14 protein-coding genes are annotated in these 17377 nt (G+C 64.6%); 11 read left to right on the top strand and 3 right to left on the bottom strand.

What is annotated here, in order from left to right; genetic code table 11:
• Window positions 1-81 precede the first annotated feature (81 nt).
• From IVA80_RS00755 to IVA80_RS00765, 3 genes are all read left to right on the top strand, one after another.
• Window positions 82-3546 (top strand): AAA family ATPase, encoded by a 3465-nt coding sequence (locus IVA80_RS00755; protein ID WP_247424488.1) that lies wholly within the window; start codon window positions 82-84, stop codon window positions 3544-3546.
• Complete coding sequence (locus tag IVA80_RS00760; protein WP_247424490.1) at window positions 3543-4337, top strand: rRNA adenine N-6-methyltransferase family protein; 795 nt, start codon at window positions 3543-3545, stop codon at window positions 4335-4337. Before IVA80_RS00755 ends, IVA80_RS00760 begins: the two co-directional genes overlap by 4 nt.
• Window positions 4338-4432: 95 nt before the next feature.
• Window positions 4433-5383: a DUF6492 family protein gene (locus IVA80_RS00765; protein WP_247424492.1), complete on the top strand. Its 951-nt coding sequence runs from the start codon at window positions 4433-4435 to the stop codon at window positions 5381-5383.
• Between the two features lie 12 nt (window positions 5384-5395).
• Here IVA80_RS00765 and IVA80_RS00770 read toward each other — a convergent pair whose 3' ends face one another.
• Window positions 5396-6463, bottom strand: a complete 1068-nt coding sequence (locus IVA80_RS00770; RefSeq protein WP_247424494.1) for an endo-1,4-beta-xylanase — start codon at window positions 6461-6463, stop codon at window positions 5396-5398.
• Between the two features lie 320 nt (window positions 6464-6783).
• On the opposite strand from IVA80_RS00770, the gene IVA80_RS00775 reads away from it, so the two are divergent.
• The gene (locus tag IVA80_RS00775; protein WP_247424496.1) at window positions 6784-8220 is read left to right on the top strand and encodes an oligosaccharide flippase family protein; all 1437 of its coding nucleotides are present in this window, start codon (window positions 6784-6786) and stop codon (window positions 8218-8220) included.
• A gap of 9 nt (window positions 8221-8229) precedes the next feature.
• Here the strand turns inward: IVA80_RS00775 and IVA80_RS00780 are convergent, their stop codons facing one another.
• Window positions 8230-8964, bottom strand: coding sequence for an SDR family oxidoreductase (locus IVA80_RS00780; protein WP_247424498.1), 735 nt, complete (start codon window positions 8962-8964; stop codon window positions 8230-8232).
• Between the two features lie 10 nt (window positions 8965-8974).
• The gene (locus IVA80_RS00785) at window positions 8975-10015 is read right to left on the bottom strand and encodes a LacI family DNA-binding transcriptional regulator (RefSeq protein WP_247424499.1); all 1041 of its coding nucleotides are present in this window, start codon (window positions 10013-10015) and stop codon (window positions 8975-8977) included.
• A 184-nt stretch (window positions 10016-10199) separates the two neighbouring features.
• Here IVA80_RS00785 and IVA80_RS00790 point away from each other — a divergent pair, with 184 nt between their 5' ends.
• The 7 genes from IVA80_RS00790 (at window position 10200) to IVA80_RS00820 (ending at window position 17364) form a co-directional block, all read left to right on the top strand.
• On the top strand, window positions 10200-11501 hold the full coding sequence (locus tag IVA80_RS00790) for a sugar ABC transporter substrate-binding protein (RefSeq protein ID WP_247424502.1): 1302 nt from the start codon (window positions 10200-10202) through the stop codon (window positions 11499-11501).
• Between the two features lie 62 nt (window positions 11502-11563).
• Window positions 11564-12451: a sugar ABC transporter permease gene (locus tag IVA80_RS00795; protein ID WP_247424505.1), complete on the top strand. Its 888-nt coding sequence runs from the start codon at window positions 11564-11566 to the stop codon at window positions 12449-12451.
• 4 nt (window positions 12452-12455) lie between these two features.
• Window positions 12456-13283, top strand: coding sequence for a carbohydrate ABC transporter permease (locus IVA80_RS00800; protein ID WP_247424507.1), 828 nt, complete (start codon window positions 12456-12458; stop codon window positions 13281-13283).
• A gap of 7 nt (window positions 13284-13290) precedes the next feature.
• On the top strand, window positions 13291-14295 hold the full coding sequence (locus IVA80_RS00805) for a zinc-binding dehydrogenase (protein ID WP_247424508.1): 1005 nt from the start codon (window positions 13291-13293) through the stop codon (window positions 14293-14295).
• 5 nt (window positions 14296-14300) lie between these two features.
• Window positions 14301-15374: a sn-glycerol-3-phosphate ABC transporter ATP-binding protein UgpC gene (gene ugpC / locus IVA80_RS00810; RefSeq protein WP_247424509.1), complete on the top strand. Its 1074-nt coding sequence runs from the start codon at window positions 14301-14303 to the stop codon at window positions 15372-15374.
• The gene (locus IVA80_RS00815; protein ID WP_247424510.1) at window positions 15371-16330 is read left to right on the top strand and encodes a sugar kinase; all 960 of its coding nucleotides are present in this window, start codon (window positions 15371-15373) and stop codon (window positions 16328-16330) included. The genes ugpC and IVA80_RS00815 overlap by 4 nt, the downstream gene beginning before the upstream one ends.
• Window positions 16327-17364 (top strand): tagatose 1,6-diphosphate aldolase, encoded by a 1038-nt coding sequence (locus IVA80_RS00820; RefSeq protein ID WP_247424513.1) that lies wholly within the window; start codon window positions 16327-16329, stop codon window positions 17362-17364. Before IVA80_RS00815 ends, IVA80_RS00820 begins: the two co-directional genes overlap by 4 nt.
• Window positions 17365-17377 lie beyond the last annotated feature (13 nt).

Consider the following 17377-nt stretch of genomic DNA (forward strand, 5'->3'; position numbering starts at 1 on the left):
CGAGGTGAAGTTTGGGCCCCAAAATCTGTGGTTGAGGGGCCTTAAGCCCTTCGACGGAGTAATTGTCGGGCGGAAATCACCATGCTGGAGATAGAACCGGGAACGGAAGGCGGATTGCAGCGCTGGCTCGAAGGCATCGGTCTTGGCCAGTACAGCGATCTGTTCGTGCAGCACCGCCTCGATCTCGACGTCATGGGCGACCTGACCGAATCCGATCTCGTCGCGCTCGGACTGCCGCTGGGCGATCGCAAGCGGCTCCAGCGGGCGATGGCGGCGTTGTTCCAGGCTGAAGGGGCCGAAGCGCCGCTCGCTGCGGCGCGTCCGCAAGCCCGCACGGAGGTCGGCGCCGAGCGGCGTCAGCTCACCACGATGTTCTGCGACATGGTGGATTCCACCTCGCTGTCGGTGCAGTTCGATCCGGAAGACGTGCGCGACCTGATCGCGAGCTTCCGCGAAACCTGCGTCCGTGTGGTGAAGCATTACGAGGGCTTTGCCGCCCGCTTCGTCGGCGACGGCATTTTGGTCTATTTCGGCTATCCGACCGCGCATGAGGACGATGCCGAGCGCGCGGTGCGGGCCGGGCTCGATATTGTGCGGATGCTGTCGACCGCGCGCGCGACCGAGCCGCGCGGTGCGCTGAGCCACGCTCCCGCCGTCCGCATCGGAATTGCGACCGGTCTTGTCGTGGTCGGCGATCTCGTGGGACAGGGCACCGAGGAGCGCGATTCCGCGGTTGGAGAGACCGTCAATCTGGCCGCACGCCTGCAAGGACTGGCGCCGCCCAACGGCGTGGTGATTTCCTCCTCGACCCAGTCGCTGCTGAAGGGGAAGTTCGACTACCGCAATCTCGGCGCCCATGTCTTGAAAGGCATCTCCGAGAAAGCACAGGCCTGGCACGTGATGCGCGCCTCGCGGGTGGAGACCCGCTTCGCCGCCGCCATGGGCACGCGGCTGACCCCGCTCGTCAACCGCGAGGAAGAGATTGCGCTCCTGATGGGGCGCTGGCTGCAGGTCAAGGAGGGCGAGGGCCAGGTCGTGGTCAAGTTCGGCGAGCCCGGCATCGGCAAGTCGCGCATCATCCAGGAGATCTTCGAGCGGATATCGGGCGACCGCCATGGACAGGTCTCGTTCCAGTGTTCACCCTATTACACCTCCACGGCGTTCTATCCGTTCGCCGAGCAGCTCAAACTCTCGCTCGGCCTCGACCGCGAGGATGCTTCCGCGCAGTCGCTGGCGAGCCTGGAGACCGCGATCACCGCCGCTCATGGCGATATCGAGCAGGTCACGCCGCTGTTTGCCGCGCTGCTGTCGATCCCGACGGGGGATCGCTATCCGCCGCTCGAGCTGTCGCCGCAGCAGCAGAAGGATGCAACCGTCGCGGCGCTGGTCAATCACTTCCTCGGCCTTGCGCGCGAGCTGCCGCTGGTGATCGCCTTTGAAGATCTGCACTGGATCGATCCGACCTCCCGTGAGGTGATCGACCTCCTGGTCGACCGCGTGCAGAACCGGCCGATCCTGGTCATCATCACCGCGCGCTCCGAATTCCAGCCAAGCTGGAACGCGCATTCGCACATCACGACGCTGGTGCTGAACCGCTTGAGCCGGCAGCTGCGCGCGACGCTGGTCGAGCGCGTTGCGGGCCGCGAGCTTCCCAAGGAGGTCGTCGAGGAGATCATCGTCAAGACCGATGGCGTCCCGCTGTTCCTCGAAGAGCTGACCAAGACCGTTCTGGAATCCGATCTACTGACCGAGCGGCACGGGCGCTACGTGCTGTCGGGCCCGTGGCGGCAGCTCGCGATCCCGGCAACCCTGACCGACTCGCTGATGGCGCGGCTGGACCGGATGGGGCCGTTCAAGCGGATCGCGCAAATCGGCGGCACCATCGGCCGCGAGTTCTCCTACAAGACGCTGCACGCGGTCGCCAACACGCCGGCGGAGCAGGTCGAGGCCGCGCTCAATCACCTGGAGGAGGCGGGGTTGATCATGCGCCGCGGCCATCCGCCGGACGCGCTCTATTCCTTCAAGCACGTGATGATCCAGAACGCCGCGCATGCGAGCCTGCTGCACAGCGAGCGGCGCAAGCTGCATTCTCGGATCGCCCAGGTGCTCGCCGAGATGTATCCGGAGAAGACCGAGCGCGAACCGGAACTGCTCGCCCATCACCTCACCGAGTCCGGGCAGAGCGAGGGCGCCGCAAGCTTCTGGCTCAAGGCCGGCAAGCAGGCGGCCAAGAGCGGCGCCAATCTGGAGGCGATCGGGCATTTGCGCCGGGGCTTGAGCGTCGTGCAGGCCAATGCGCGCATGCAGGGCGCCGACGAGATGGAGCTCGAGCTGCGCATCGCGCTCGGCAACGCATTGATTGCCGCCAGGGGCTACGCCGTGCAGGAGGTCGAGGAGAATTACATCCGCGCGCTCGAGCTCGGCCAGCAGCTCGACGACGACGAAAAGGCCTTTGCCGCCACGCGCGGGCTCTGGGTCTGCCATTTCATCCGCGCCGATCTCACCCGCGCGCACGATCTCAGCGTCGAGCTGTTGAAGTTCGCCAAGCGCGAGCGGCTGAACGAGCGGACGCAGCCGGCGCAGCAGACCGGCTATCTGATCGAGGCGCACCGCTCGATCGCGATGACCATGCTCTATCGCGGCCGCTTTGCTGCTTCACAACATCATCTGCACCGCTGCATCAATCTCTACAGCCCCGATTTGCATTCCGATCTGATGGAGCGGCACGGCACCGATCCCGGCGTCGTTTCGCTGTCCTATCTCGGCTATCTCCTCTGGTTCCTCGGCCGGCCCGACGCGGCGCGCCAGCACAACGAGCAGGCGATCGCGAATGCCGAGAAGATCCGCCATCCCTTCACGCTCGCCTTCGCGCTCGTGTTCGGCGCCTATCTCTGCCAGCATTTGCGCGACGTCGAGGGCACGCGCGACCACGCCAACCGCGCCATGATCATCGCCACCGAGCACAATTTCCTGCATTGGAAGCAGCAGGCGGCGATCCTGCGCGGCTGGGCGCTGGCGCAGCTCGGCGAGGCCGACGAAGGTCTCAGCCAGATGCGCCTCGGCCTCGACGAATACGAGGCGATGGATTCCTGGCTCGCCGGCTGCTGGTTCCGCTGCCTGCTTGCGGAGGCCTACGCCAAGGTCGGGATGCGCGATGCCGCCTTGCGCGCGCTGGACGGCGCGCTCGCGACCGCCAGACGGACCGGCGATCACTCCTATCTCGCCGAGGTCTATCGCCTGCAAGGCGAGATCACGATGTCGAACGGTGATCCGGCGTCGGTGCAGGAGGCCGAGGACCTGTTCGCCCTGTCGCTGGAGACCGCGCGCAAGCAGGGCGCGCTGTCATGGGAGCTTCGGGCCGCGGTCAGCCTTGCACGCCTGTCGCACGAAGCCGGCAAGCGTGAGCACGCAAGTCTCCTGCTCGTGCCAATCGTCGGCAGGTTCAGCGAGGGCTTTTCCACCCCGGATCTGAAGCAGGCGATGCAGCTCGTCGACGAGCTCGGAGGGGACGCGCCCGTCCGTGAACAGGCCGATCCCGTGAGATGAGCGATCTGACCGCCGCGCGCGTGCGTTACGCCGAGTTGATTGCGAAGCGCGAGCGGATCTCCTCGCCACGCCTGCTCGAAGCACTCGCCGCGATCCCGCGCGAGGATTTTCTGGCGAAGGGACCCTGGCGCATCAAGAGCGAGGCGGCGCGCAGCTACCGGCTGACGCCAGATGCCGATCCCGTTCATCTTTACGACAATGTGCTGGTCGCGATCGATGCGCGCCGCAGGCTCGACACCGGGCTGCCGAGCCTGTGGGCGCATTTCGTCGATCTGCTCGACGTCGGGGAGAAGGACCGCGTGGTCCAGATCGGCTGCGGGCTCGGCTATTTCTCGGCGGTGTTGTCGAAGATCGTGGGCCCCAAGGGCAGGGTGCATGCAATCGAATGCGACGGGCGGCTTGCCGCTCGCGCCGCGAATTACCTTCGCCCCTATCGCAACGTCGATGTCGTCCATGGGGATGGATGTGAGAAGACCGGCGCGCCGGCCGACGTGATCATCGTGCATGCCGGCTTCTCGCACCCGCATCCGCTCTGGCTTCAGTCGCTCCGCCCGCGCGGCCGCCTGCTGGTCCCGCTGACCCAGCGCGACCGCGAGGGCGCCGCCCTCAAGATCACCCGCAAGAGCAAAGGGTTCGAAGCCGAGGCGGTTCAGCAGATCCGGATCTTTCCCGGCCAGGGCCGCGGCGCGACCGTGCTCGACGACCGCGTCGCCGACTGGTGGCAGCGCGCCTCCGCCCTGGCGCCGCTGCGCTTTCGCAGCATCGAGCAGGGGTTGCCGTCGGATGGCTAATGCTTCGTTTCATTTTACCTTGATTGCGAATGTAAGTATCCAACGCGTCTCGACGCGGCTATGAGTGCGGCTTGATGGCCATTTGAGCACGATCCATGCATTCCGTTGCCCTGCTGACCGCCAGCTACGCCAAGGATATCGAACGCTTTTCGCTGCTCAGCGAGAGCATCGACACCTGGCTCACGGGCTACACGCGGCATTATGTTCTCGTTAACGATGAGGATTTGCCGCTGTTCGCGCGGTTCGCTTCCGACAAGCGCGTCATCGTTCCGGCCTCGCGCTATTTGCCGAAATGGCTCTGGGCGCTGCCGCCGGCTCTCCAGTTCATCAGCAAACGGCGCGTCTGGCTCTCGCTGCTGTCGTCGCCCGTCCATGGCTGGCACATCCAGCAGATCCTCAAGATCGCCGGCGTCCTCAACGCGCCGGAGCAGCGCGTCTGCATCCTGGATTCGGACAATCTGTTCTTCCGCGAATTCGACGTCGGTCAATATGCCGGCAGTGAGAAGACGCCGCTGTTTGTCACTCCGAAGGCCATCAGCGCCGATGCGCCCCTGCACGGCCTGTGGCTGCGCACGGTCGACCAGCTCCTAGGCGTAAAGGACAGGTCCTTCCCCGCGGACGACTATGTCGGCAACGCGCTGGTCTGGGACAGGGACACCGCGCGCGCGATGACCGACGCAATCAAGTCGGCGACGGGATTGAACTGGATTCTGGCACTATGCCGGAAGAAGAAGTTCTCGGAGTATCTGCTCTACGGCCACTTCGTCGCAAATTCGCCGAAGCATCTGGCGGCGCACCGGGTGACGGAAAACAGCATCGCCGTCTCGCATTGGGACGACACGCGGCTCGACCGCCCGGCGATCGAAGCGATAATGATCGCCGCCTCGCCGGAGCAGGTCGCGCTCTGCATCCAGTCCTATTCGTCGACCTCGATCGACGACATCCGCGACGTGTTCCGCTTCGGCTCGCGCGATCGCCGCGGTCCGAGCCTGTCACCCGACCACATAGGCGACGAGGCCGAATTCGAGGTGCCGAAGACGCGCTGAGATCCGACGCTCTCAGGCGTCCTTCGTGAACTTGCTGATGACGTCCATGAACGGCTTCGGCTTGAACTCGCCGTCGAGCGGCAAGGGGCGGTTCGGCTGCTTGTCCGCGCGGGCGAAGGTGCCGTTGATCCAGCTATAGCGATCCGAGAGGCCCCAGGTCAGGATCGAGCGCACCGGTCCGCTGGTCGAAATCGCCGTCAAGAGATCATCGACGCGCTTGGCGACGATGGCGTCGCGCTGCGCCGGATTGCCCGTCAGCTTCTGGTCGTCGACGTCGAGCTCGGTGACGAGAACCTCCAGTCCCCAGGAGCGCAGCTCGGTGACGAATTCGGCGAGCCCATGCGTGTCGATATCGAGCTCGGCATGCAGATGCGATTGCAGGCCCACGGCGTGCAACGGCACGCCCTGGTCGAGCAGGTCCATGATCAGATTGCGGTACGCCGTGCGCTTGGCAATGAACGAATCCTTCGCCGACTCGATGTCATATTCGTTGATCGCAAGCTTGACGAACGGATCGGCCGCGGCCGCCGTGCGGAAGGCCAGCGGAATCCAGTTGTTGCCCAGATGCTGCGTCCAGAACGTGTCGCGCCGGTCTTTCGGACTGTGGGGATTGTCTGGGATCGGCTCGTTGACGACGTCCCACGAGGTCAGCTTGTCCTTGTAGTAGGAGACGACGGTGCCGATGTGGTCGACGTAGGCGCGCTCGACGCCCTTGCTGTCCTTGATCTGCTTGGTCCAGTCCGGAATGTCGTGATACCAGGCGAGCGCGTGGCCGCGCATCGTCAGATCGTTCTGCCGGGCGAAGTCCAGGATCGCGTCCGCGCGTTCGAAAGCGAACGTATGCGCGTCCGGTCGCAGCATCGGCCATTTCAGCTCGAGCACCGGCACCACCTGCGTGCAATAGGTGCTGATGGCGTCGCCGAGCCGCGGATCGGCTTGCAGGTCCCAGAGCGTGGCCGCAGCGCCGAAACCAGGACGCCGCTGGGCGAGTTTTGATGCCGGCGCGGCAGACGCCGATGCCCCCGCCGCGAGTGCTGCCGCGCTGCCGAGGAGAAATTCGCGTCTGTCGAGACTGGTCACGGCCTTCCTTTCGGAACCAACGTAGGAATGTACCAAGCGGCGCCTTGCGACGCCGGGGTTTTCCCTTGTTGGGTTAACTGGAAAGTGTCGGAAGACGTCTAAGATCGTGGTTTCTTTTCGGTGATTGCGCAGGCCGCTTGAAGGAAAGGGCAAATTTAACGCTAACCCGCGAAAGCGGCCGCTCAGCTTGATTCGCCGCCCGATCTCCAGACTTATGTGACACTCTTGAGAGATGCTGCGGCGCAGTTCATTCGCCCCGCCACGGTCCAATTGATTAACGGCCGTCACAATCGCAACAATGTTGCCGGTCCCGTGCTCGCATGCTGAACCGCCATTTCTCTATTTATCTCGTCGCCTACATCCTGCCCGCGGCGGTGGGCTTCTTTGCGGTCACGGCCTACACGCGGCTGCTGACACCGGCGGAGTACGGCGTCTATGTCGTCGGCATCAGCCTTGCCGGCATATTGGGCGCGATCTTCTTCGCCTGGATCAAGCTGTCGGTGTCCCGCTATCAGGCGATGTCGGCGGAGGTGGATTTCCGCGGCACGGCGATGGTTGCCTTCGCGCTGACGGTCGCGGTCCTCTGCGCCACCACGCCGCTGGTCTTTCTGTTCCGCAGCGACGTGAGTGCTGAGCTGCTGCTCGCCAGCATGTTCGTCGCGATCATGGCCAACGCCGTCGATGTCGGCCAGGAATTCGAACGCGCCAAATTGCGCCCCTACAGGTTTGCGGCGATCTCGATCGTGCGCAGCGTGTCGAGCGTCGGCTTTGGCCTGCTCGGCATCTGGCTCGGCTGGGGGGGATTGGGGCTGCTCGCTGCATTCGGCCTGGGTTCGCTTACGGGCATCATCCTGAACCTCGTCGGCGACCGGACCAGGATCGCGCGCTTCCGGCGCAGCCAGTTCATGCAGTTGGCGCGCTACGGCCTGCCGCTGACGCTGGCCGGCCTTTCCGTTGCGGTCTATTCGGCCTGCGACCGCCTCATTGTCGCTTACTGGCTCGGCAAGGACGCCGCCGGGATTTTTGGCGTCGCCGCCGATCTGCCGCGCCAGTTCATGGTCATGATCGCTTCCAGCGTCGCCGCGGCAACCGTGCCGCTGGTGTTCCGGTCGTTGTCGGAGAAAAACAACGAGGTAACGCGGGAGCGGCTGACCGAGAGCCTCGAGCTGCTGCTCGTCGTCGTCGCGCCCGTCGCCGTCTGGCTCGCGCTTGCGGCGGACCAGGTCGCGGGCACGCTCGTGGGCGTCGATTTCCGCGCCGGCGTGTCGGCGTTGCTGCCGACGCTGGTGCTCGCCCGTTTCTTCGGCATCGCCAATCAATTCTATGTGCAGATCAGTTTCCAGCTCGCCGAGCGGCCCTTCATGCTGGCGGCGCAGTCGTTCCTCACGCTTGTTGTGAGCGTGGCCCTGATGTTCGCCCTGGTCGCCGGCTACGGCCTTTACGGTGCGGCGCTGGCGACGCTCGCCACCGAGGCGCTCGGCTTCGTCGTCGCCGTCGCCCTGATGCACCGCGCCCATCCCGTGCCGTTCGACTTCAACCGCCTCGCCGGCGTTGCCGCTTCGGCGGCGGCGATGGCCGCTGCGATCCTTGTTGCGCGGTCGCAGGTCAGCGGCACCGGCATCCTCTCGCTGATCATCGTCAGCCTCGCGGGCAGCGTTGCCTATGCCGCCACGGCTTGGCTGTTGAACGTCGCGAACGTGCGGACGTTGTCGTTGCGCCTCCTGCGAACGTTCAACCGAAAAGCTCTGGGCGCGTAGGGCTGCACGCTACCCCGCCAGAAACCCGCCATCCACAGCAACGACGGTGCCGGTCGCGTATTGCGAGGCCGGCATGCAGAGGAAGGCAACCGCGCCGGCAATGTCTTCCGGCTGTCCCCAGCGCTTGAAGGCTGTGCGGTCGGCGATGCGTTGGTAATGTGCGAGATCGGTGCGGCCGGCGGCGTTGATCGCGGTTTCGACATAACCGGGTGCGACGGCATTGACGCGGATACCTTCCTCGGCCCACTTCAAGGCCAGCGCCTTGGTCAGCATCACGACGCCGCCCTTGCTGGCGCAATAGGCGGGAATCCGCGGCAGCGCCAGCGTGGCATTCATCGAGGCGATGTTGACGATCGAACCTTTCTGCTCTGCCAGTTGCGGACGGAACGCCATGCAGGTCCGGAACGTGCCGGTGAGATTGACGTCGAGCACCTTCATGAAAGTCTCGATCTCGAATTCCTTGTCACGCGCGAGAATCCCGGCGCAGTTGATGAGCGCGTCGACGCGCTTGTGCTGCCGCGCGAAAGACGTGACAGCGCCGTCATCGGTAACATCGAGCGTTGCGAGCGAGAGCCCGGCGCGTGGCTTGAGCAGCGTGCGGGCGAGATCGGCGTCATTGGCGCCCGTTGCAGTCACGGTCGCGCCGAGATCGCAAAATTGATTGCTGATCGCGGCGCCAATGTCGCCGGCGCCGCCGATCACGACGGCATGAAAGCCGGGCGCGAGAGAAAAATTCGAACTCATGGGAAGGGTCTCACTTCAGGGATTTCGGAGGCGGAGCCGTGGATTCGCGGACCACCAGCGAAAAGTCGATCTCGCGATGCATGATTGTCTGCTCGCCGGCCAGGTTGCGCACCAGATACTCTCCGGCGCGCTGCCAGGTTTCTCCGGTCGGAACATGGATCGTGGTCAGGCTCGGCCGCAAATGGCGGCTCCAGTCGAGGTCGTCGAAGCCGACGACCGACAGATCGCGCGGCACCAAGAATCCATCGCGCTCCGCCTCGAGCAACACGCCATAGGCGATCACGTCGTTGCCGCACACGACGGCCGTCGGACGGTCCTCGAGGCTCAGGAGATGGCGGGCCGCTTCGCGCGCGTCGTCCAGGGTATAGGGCACCTCGACGTGCCATTGCGGAGGAAGTTCGAGTCCTTTCTCGGTCAGCGCGCGGCGAAAGCCGGCGACACGTGCGCTGGCGCGGTCGTTGTTGCGCTGGAGTGCCGAGACGATGCCGATGCGGCGATGGCCGAGTTCGATGACATGCGCGGCGGCGCGATGGGCGGCGGCTTCGTTGTCCGTTCCGACGCAAGGGTAGGGCCGGTCAGGCTGGTAGATGCCGACGTTGATGAAGGGCACCGCATTGTCCGCGAGCAGCTTGCGCAATCCTTCGTGATGGCAATCGCCGCGCAGCACGAGGCCGTCGACACCGCGGCTGATCAGGTTGCGCGCCTGCTGCAATTCGACGTCGAGATCATATCCGCTCGTGGTGAGGAACAGCATGTATCCGACCGACGAGAGATACTGCTGGAGCGAGGCGATGCCGCGCGCGAACATCGTGTTGTCGATCGTCGGCACGATCGCGCCAAGCGTGCGCGAGCGACGCGATGACAGGATGCGCGCGGGCGCGTGCGGGATGTAGCCCAGCGCGTCGATGGCCTGTTCGATGCGCGCACGCAAGGAGGGGCTCACCGCATCGGGATTGTTGAGGGCGCGCGAGACCGATGCCGTCGACACGCCGGCGCGCGCGGCGACGGCACGGATGCCCTGTTTCACAGACTTGGCGTTGGTCAGTCTCATGAATGTAACGTTACATCAATCCAGTGAGCTGCTTGGTAGCGAATTGTCGCAAATCTGCCGCAGATTGTGCGGCTTGTCTACCGCTTGACATGATAGACGTGAGGTTTAGGATGTAACCGTTTTCAGGTCGTTTCTATTCAAAATGGTCCGCCAGTTTAAGGCGGCCAGCCGGGAGGAGAGTTCAATGAAGGCCAGGATGCTCGCGACGCACGTCGCGTTGCCCGTTCTCGCAGTTGCCGCCGTCAGCGCGCAGGCGCATGCAGCCGACTTCGATTGGATGAGGTTCAAGGGCAAGACCGTCACGTTTCTCGCCAACAACAATCCGGTGTCGCAGGCGCTGCTGACCTACAAGGCCGATTTCGAGAAGCTGACCGGCATGACCCTGAAGGTCGACGGCTATCAGGAACAACAGATGCGCCAGCGTCTGGTCACTGTCATGAATGCGAACAGCGACGAGGTCGACGTGTTCATGACGCTGCCCTCGCGCGAGGGCGAGCAGTTCGCCGCCGCCGGCTGGTACGGCGATCTCACCGCGATGGCCAAGAACGAGGTGGCCAAGGACTACGACCCGGCCGGGCTGAGCCAGGCCCTGCTCAAGGCTGCGACCTTCGGCGGCAAGCTCACCAGCATGCCGATGAACATCGAGGGGCCGATCTTTTATTACCGCACCGACATCTTCAAGAAATGCGGCCTCGAGGCGCCGAAGACCATCAAGGACGTCGAGGCCGCTGCCGAGAAGATCAAGGCTTGCGACAGTGCGGTGACGCCGTTCGTCTCACGCGGCCTCAAGCCCGCGGTCGCCTACACCTTCAGCAACATGCTGCACAATGTTGGCGGCAGCTACATCGAAAACGGCAAGTCGAACCTCTGCTCGGCCAAGGGCAAGGAAGCGCTGGACTCCTATAGCCGGCTGCTGCGCGATTTCGGGCCACCCGGCGTCGTCAACTACAGCTTCCAGCAGATTTCGGCGCTCTATCGCAGCGGTCGTGCCGCGATGGCGTTTGAATCGTCGAACGAATTGCGCACGGTGATGGAAGGCGGTGCGCGCCTGAAAGACACCGGCCTGTTGCCGTTCCCGGCGGGCGAAGCCGGCCAGGTGCCGACCACGATCGGTTGGGGCATGGCAGTGTCCTCGCACAGCAAGCAGCCGGATGCGGCCTGGTACTTCGTGCAGTGGGCGACCAGCCCCGAGGTGCAGAAGAAGATGGCGCTTCAAGGCATTGCGCCGCCGCGTCCTTCGGTTGCCAAGGACCCCGAGTATCGCAAGTGGATCGATGAAGAGCCGGTTCGCAAGGAATGGCAGGCCGCGCTCGACGTGCTCGCCACCAAGGGCTCCTCCGAGGTCGGCTATCCCATCATCCCCAATCCGGAATCGCGCGAGTTCATCGGCCAAGCCGTGCAGGATCTGATCCTGAAGCAGAAGCCGATCGATCAGGCTTGCGCGGATGCAGACAAGGCGCTCGATGCGCTGATTGCCCAGAAGTAGTCGCTTGGTGCCGGTCGGCTTGCTGCCTGCCGGCATCTCCCACGATCCAAGGAAACGGACGCATGTCGAACACGGCTGCGACACTCACGCAGGACCGGCAGAGGCTGGAAATGGCGGCGCTCTCGGCGCCGGCCGTGATCTTCACGGTCGCGATGATCGCGTTTCCGGTCGTCTATACGATCTGGCTCGGCTTTCAGACTTTCTCCTCGACCGGCAAGCAATCCTTTGCCGGCCTCGCCAATTATTCAAAGCTGATCTCCGATTACGAGTTCTGGCACGGGCTGTGGATCACGATTGCACTCTTCGTGCTGTCGCTGGCGCTCCAGCTCGTCTTCGGGGTCTGGTTGGCGCTCGTGCTGTTCCACGCCAAGCGCTTGCCGGGCATCGTGCGCTCGCTGTTCATCTCGCCCTTCATGATGCCTCCGGTGGTGGCCGGCATGATGTGGCTCGTGATCCTCGATCCCTCGCTCGGTGCGGCCAATTACATCTTGCAATCGTTCGGCCTGCCGCCGTCCGACTGGCTGGCCTCGCCGAGCTGGGTCATTCCGACCGTAGCTCTGATCGACAGCTGGCAATGGACGCCTTATGTCGCCCTGATCGTGCTGGGCGGATTGCAATCGCTGCCGCCGAGTGTTTACGAGGCCGCGCAAATCGACGGTGCATCTCCGTTCAAGACGTTCCAGCGCATCACGCTGCCGTTGCTGCTGCCGACCATCGTCACCGCGGCGATCCTGCGCAGCGTCGATCTGCTGCGATTCTTCGACATCATCTACATCACCACCCAGGGCGGACCCGGCAACGCCTCGAACACGCTCAATATCTACGGCTTCCGGGTCGGCTTCGAATTCTTCAACATCGGCTATGCCAGCGCCTTGATGCTGACGCTGACGGCGATCGTGTTCGGCGCCGTGCTTGCCTTCAACCGCCTGCGCGGCGCAGTGGCGTGGTGACCTCATGACGGACGCAGCCACCACTGACCGCTGGATCCGCTGGCTTAACACGATGCAGCTGGTGCTCGCCGGCGTGCTGATCATGGCGCCGACGGTGTGGATGGTGCTGTCTTCGTTCAAGCCGTCCTTCGAGGTGACGGCCTATCCACCGACGCTGATCTTCACGCCGACGCTGGACAATTATGTCGAGCTGACCAAGACCACGCCGTTCCTGAGCTACGCGCTCAACAGCATCATCGTCACCGTCGGCTCGACCGCGCTCGGGTTGCTGTTCGGAATTCCCGCCGCTTTTGCCGTCTCCTGGACGCGCATTTCGTGGCCGGCGATCCTGACGCTCGCGGCGCGCATGGCGCCCGGCACGCTGTTCCTGCTGCCGTGGTACGTGATGTTCCGGCAGGTCGGCATGATCGGCTCCTACACCGCGCTGATCCTCAGCCATGCGGTGATCACGCTGCCGATCGTGATCTGGGTTCTGATGCCATCCTTCGACGGCATTCCGCGCAGCGTCTTCGAGGCTGCGCAAGTCGATGGATGCAGCGTCACGCGCATCCTCTGGCGCATCGCGCTGCCGCTGGTGGCGTCCGGCGTCGCGGTTTCAGCGATCCTCGCCTTCGTCTTCTCGTGGAACTACTTCCTGTTTGCGCTGGTGCTCTCCAATGGCGACACCAAGACGCTGATCGCGGCGGCCTTCAACTTCATCGGTGAGGGCTCGACGCAATGGGGCGCTCTCATGGCCGCGGCGACGCTGATCGCATTGCCGCCGCTGGTGTTGGCGGCCCTGGTTCAGCGCTGGCTGGTGTCGGGACTGACGCTCGGTGCGGTGAAAGGCTAGGTATCTGATGAATTTATCACCCCGCCCGAATTCGATCATGCAGGCCGCAGTCTTCCATGGCGACGACCGCATCACCATCGAGCGCGTGGCAATGCCTGACGTCGGCATCGGAGAAGTGCTGGTGCGCGTCTCGCGCACCGCGCTGTGCGGTTCCGACTTCAAGCTCTGGCACAAGGGCGCCGAGTTCATCGCAGGCCACGAGATCTTTGGCGTGGTCGAGCAGCCCGGCCATCGTCTGCATGGCCGCCGCTGCGCCGTCTACATTCCCCTGCACTGCGGCCACTGCGCCGCCTGCAGGCGTGGCGACACCCAGATGTGCCTGGACGTCTCCAGCCTGATCGGCTGGAACAGGCCGGGCGGCTACGCCGAATATGTACCGGTGCCGGAAAATTGCCTGCTGCCGGTGCCCGACGACATCGAGGACAGTCTCGCGCCGCTGCTGCTCGACACTATCGGCACGTCCGGCCATGCCGTACGGTTCGTCAGCCGCGTGGTGCCGCCGGGCGAGGCCGGCCCGGTTCTTGTCATGGGGGCGGGACCTGTCGGCCTCGGCGTCGTCCTGGCGCTCCGCGCGCTCGGCTACCACGATATCCATGTGGCGGATCCCAACGCGGCACGCCTCAAGATCGCGCAATCCTTCGGGGCGCAGGCGCATCCGGTCGGCGATACCTCGAAGCGTTTCGCCCTCATCATGGAATGCTCGGGCGCGCATGCCGCGCGCAACCTCGGTATCGAACTCGTCCTGCCGCGCGGCGCGCTGGTGCTGGTCGGCGAGAACGCCGCGCCCTGGACCATCGAGGAAGGCAAGGTGTTCCGCCGCAAGGATTTCTACATGATCCGGACCTTCTACTTCCCGGTCTCCGATTTCGAGCCGAATGTCGAGCTGCTGCGCAAGTACAAGGACGAATACCGCGTTCTCGTCGATGGCGAGTTCGGCCTGTCGGCTTTGCCTGAGAATTTCGCCCGCTTCGCCAGGGGCGAGTTGATCAAGCCGGTACTGGCGCTGGACTGACGATCATGGCCTCGATCTCGATCCGCAACCTCGTCAAACGCTACGGCAATTTCACCGTGATCCCGGATCTCAATCTGGAGATCGCGGACCATGAATTCGTCGTCTTCGTCGGTCCGTCCGGCTGCGGCAAGTCGACCTTGCTGCGGATCATCGCGGGCCTCGAGCCGATTTCGTCGGGGGATCTCTATATCGGCGACAAGCGCGTCAATGGCGTGCAAGCCGCGCAGCGTGACATCGCGATGGTGTTCCAGGATTATGCGCTCTATCCGCACATGCGGGTCTACGAGAACATGTCCTTTGCGCTGGAGTTGCGGGGAACGCCGAGGGCAGAAATCGACGCGCGGGTGAAGCGCGCCGCCGCACTGCTGCACATCGAAGCCTATCTCGACCGCAAGCCGAAGGAGCTGTCCGGCGGCCAGCGCCAGCGCGTTGCCATGGGCCGCGCGATCGTGCGCAATCCCAAGGCGTTCTTGTTCGACGAGCCGCTGTCCAACCTCGACGCGAAGCTGCGCGGGCAGGTGCGCGCCGAGATCAAGGCGCTGTCACAGCAGCTGAAGACCACCATGGTCTTTGTCACCCACGACCAGATCGAGGCCATGACCATGGCCGACCGGATCGTGGTGCTCCAGAGCGGCACGATCCAGCAATACGACACGCCGGAGGCGGTCTACGAGCGTCCGGCCAACCAGTTCGTCGCCGGCTTCATCGGCTCGCCGGCCATGAACTTCTTCCCAGTCGAATGGCGGCAGGAGCATGTGATCCTGTCGCAAGGCGGAACGGCGGTGCCGTTGGACAGCGAAACCGCGAGCCGCCTGCGTCAGGCCGGCCACGCCGTGCTGGGCATTCGGCCCGAACATTTTGCCGTGGCTACCGATGCCGCCGATGGCATTGCCATCAACATCAAGCTCGTCGAGCCGCTCGGATCGGATACTTTGATCCATTTCGATCTCGCTGGCGTCTCCGCCATCGCGCGGGTCGACCCATCGCTGCGGCCGAAGGTCGGCGATCGCCTCAGCCTGCGTCCGCAGCCGGGCAAGACGCATTTGTTCGATGCGGCCAACGGAGAGGTCTTGCGGTGAGTTCGCTGGCCGAGATCGGAGATCTGTCGGCACTGGCGGGCGTGGCGTCCAGGGCGAGGCCTGCGCACGTGATCTGCCTCGGGCTATCGGCGCTCGACCAGGTCTGGCGGGTCGATCGTCTGTTCGCGGGTCAAAGCGAGAAGATCAAGGCCGTCGGCTACGGCACGCTTGGCGGCGGCATGGCCGCCAATGCCTCGGTCGCGGTGGCAAAGCTCGGCGCGTCCGTCGCGTTCTGGGGACGGGCGGGGAATGATGCCGCCGGCCATGAGATGCGATCGGCCTTCGCCGCTGAAGGCGTCGACGTCGAGAACTTCCGGCTGTTTCCCGACGGCCGCTCCTCCGTCTCCGGAATCATCGTCGACAGCAGCGGCGAGCGGCAGATCGTCAATTTCCGTGGTCTTTACCCGGAGGCCGCGGACTGGCTTCCGCTCGAAGCCGTCGCGCGCGCATCCTCCGTGCTGGCCGATCCGCGCTGGGTGGAGGGCGCCGCGACGCTGTTTCGGGAAGCGCGGCCGCGCGGTATTGCGACGGTGCTCGACGGCGACATGGCCGATGCCGAGGTGTTCGAGCGGCTGCTGCCCCTGACCGATCACGCAATCTTCTCCGAGCCCGCGCTCACATCCTTCGCCGGCTCGGCCGAGGATGCGTCCCTCGCAGCGCTCGCGCGCTTCGGCTGCCGCGTCATCGCCGTCACGCGCGGCGAAGGGGGCGTGAGCTGGTACGAGAACGGCCGCCTGCTTCGGCAGGCCGCCTATGCCGTCGATGTCGTCGACACCACCGGCGCGGGCGATGTCTTCCACGGCGCCTATGCGCTCGCGATCGGCGTCGGCCTCGATGTGCGCGCCGCCATGGCGTTTTCGGCAGCCACGGCTGCGATGAAATGCCGCCACGCCGGCGGCCGCAACGGAATCCCCACCATCAACGAATGTCTTGCATTCATGAGGACGAAGCCATGAGAACGATTGGAAAGAACCGCGGCCTGGCGCGGCTTGCTGACGCGGACGGCCACTTTCGCATGGTCGCGCTGGATCAGCGGCCGCCATTATTCGATGCCATTGCAAAGGCGAAGGGCATCACGCGGGACCAGGTCGAATATTCCGACGTCACGGCGGCCAAGCGTCTCCTCGTCGAGAATCTCGCGCCGCATTGCAGCTCGATGCTGTTCGACCCGAATTTCGCGGTGCCTGCCGCGATCGATCTGCTGCCGCCACGCTGCGGCCTGATCATGACCTTGGAAGAGCATCGCGTCGAGGAAACCGCGGGCGGCCGCAAGTCGCGCGCGATCACCAACTGGAACGTGGAAAAAATCCGGGCCATGGGCGGCGACGCCGTGAAAGTGCTGGCCTGGTACAGGCCGGACGCGGATGCCGCAGTGAACGAGCACCAGAAGCGCTTCGTGCGCGAGATCGGCGAGGACTGTGCCCGCCACGACATTCCCTACGTCCTCGAATTGCTGGTCTATCCGTTCCTCGGCAGCGCCAATCACACCGCCGATTACGTGGAATCGCCCGGCAAGCTTCCCAGCCTCGTCATCGACAGCGTGCGCGAATTTGCCAAGCCCGAATACGGCGTCGATCTCCTGAAGCTGGAAAGCCCGCTCGCGGCCAACGGCCTGCCGGCCCGCGACGGCAGCGCGGAGGCAAAGGCCGCGCAGAAGGAGTTCGATGCGATCGGCGATATCTGCCGCGAGCGCAACATTCCCTGGGTGCTGCTGTCGGGCGGTGCTGCGCCCGAAAAGTTCGAGCGCGTGCTTGATTTCGCCTATGCCGCCGGCGCCGGCGGCTTCCTCGCCGGCCGCACCATCTGGCTCGACGCCGTCCTGAAGAATTTCCCGGACCGTGCGGCGGTTTCGGCAAGCCTGAGCAAGGATGGTCTCGGCGTGCTGGAACGGCTCAACCAGCTGACCACGGCCAAGGGCACGCCGTGGAAGGCGCGCTTCCCAGTTTTCACTGATATCAAGCAGGAAGGTGACTTCGCGCGCGCCTACTGAGATCGTGGCGGCT

This window comes from Bradyrhizobium sp. 139 (genome assembly GCF_023074175.1).
GTDB lineage: Bacteria > Pseudomonadota > Alphaproteobacteria > Rhizobiales > Xanthobacteraceae > Bradyrhizobium.

Coding starts and splice junctions, on each gene's coding strand:
- IVA80_RS00755 (WP_247424488.1), top strand. CDS start 82: ATGCTGGAGATAGAACCGGGAACGGAAGGCGGATTGCAGCGCTGGCTC.
- IVA80_RS00760 (WP_247424490.1), top strand. CDS start 3,543: ATGAGCGATCTGACCGCCGCGCGCGTGCGTTACGCCGAGTTGATTGCG.
- IVA80_RS00765 (WP_247424492.1), top strand. CDS start 4,433: ATGCATTCCGTTGCCCTGCTGACCGCCAGCTACGCCAAGGATATCGAA.
- IVA80_RS00775 (WP_247424496.1), top strand. CDS start 6,784: ATGCTGAACCGCCATTTCTCTATTTATCTCGTCGCCTACATCCTGCCC.
- IVA80_RS00780 (WP_247424498.1), bottom strand. CDS start 8,964: ATGAGTTCGAATTTTTCTCTCGCGCCCGGCTTTCATGCCGTCGTGATC.
- IVA80_RS00785 (WP_247424499.1), bottom strand. CDS start 10,015: ATGAGACTGACCAACGCCAAGTCTGTGAAACAGGGCATCCGTGCCGTC.
- IVA80_RS00790 (WP_247424502.1), top strand. CDS start 10,200: ATGAAGGCCAGGATGCTCGCGACGCACGTCGCGTTGCCCGTTCTCGCA.
- IVA80_RS00795 (WP_247424505.1), top strand. CDS start 11,564: ATGTCGAACACGGCTGCGACACTCACGCAGGACCGGCAGAGGCTGGAA.
- IVA80_RS00800 (WP_247424507.1), top strand. CDS start 12,456: ATGACGGACGCAGCCACCACTGACCGCTGGATCCGCTGGCTTAACACG.
- IVA80_RS00805 (WP_247424508.1), top strand. CDS start 13,291: ATGAATTTATCACCCCGCCCGAATTCGATCATGCAGGCCGCAGTCTTC.
- ugpC (WP_247424509.1), top strand. CDS start 14,301: ATGGCCTCGATCTCGATCCGCAACCTCGTCAAACGCTACGGCAATTTC.
- IVA80_RS00820 (WP_247424513.1), top strand. CDS start 16,327: ATGAGAACGATTGGAAAGAACCGCGGCCTGGCGCGGCTTGCTGACGCG.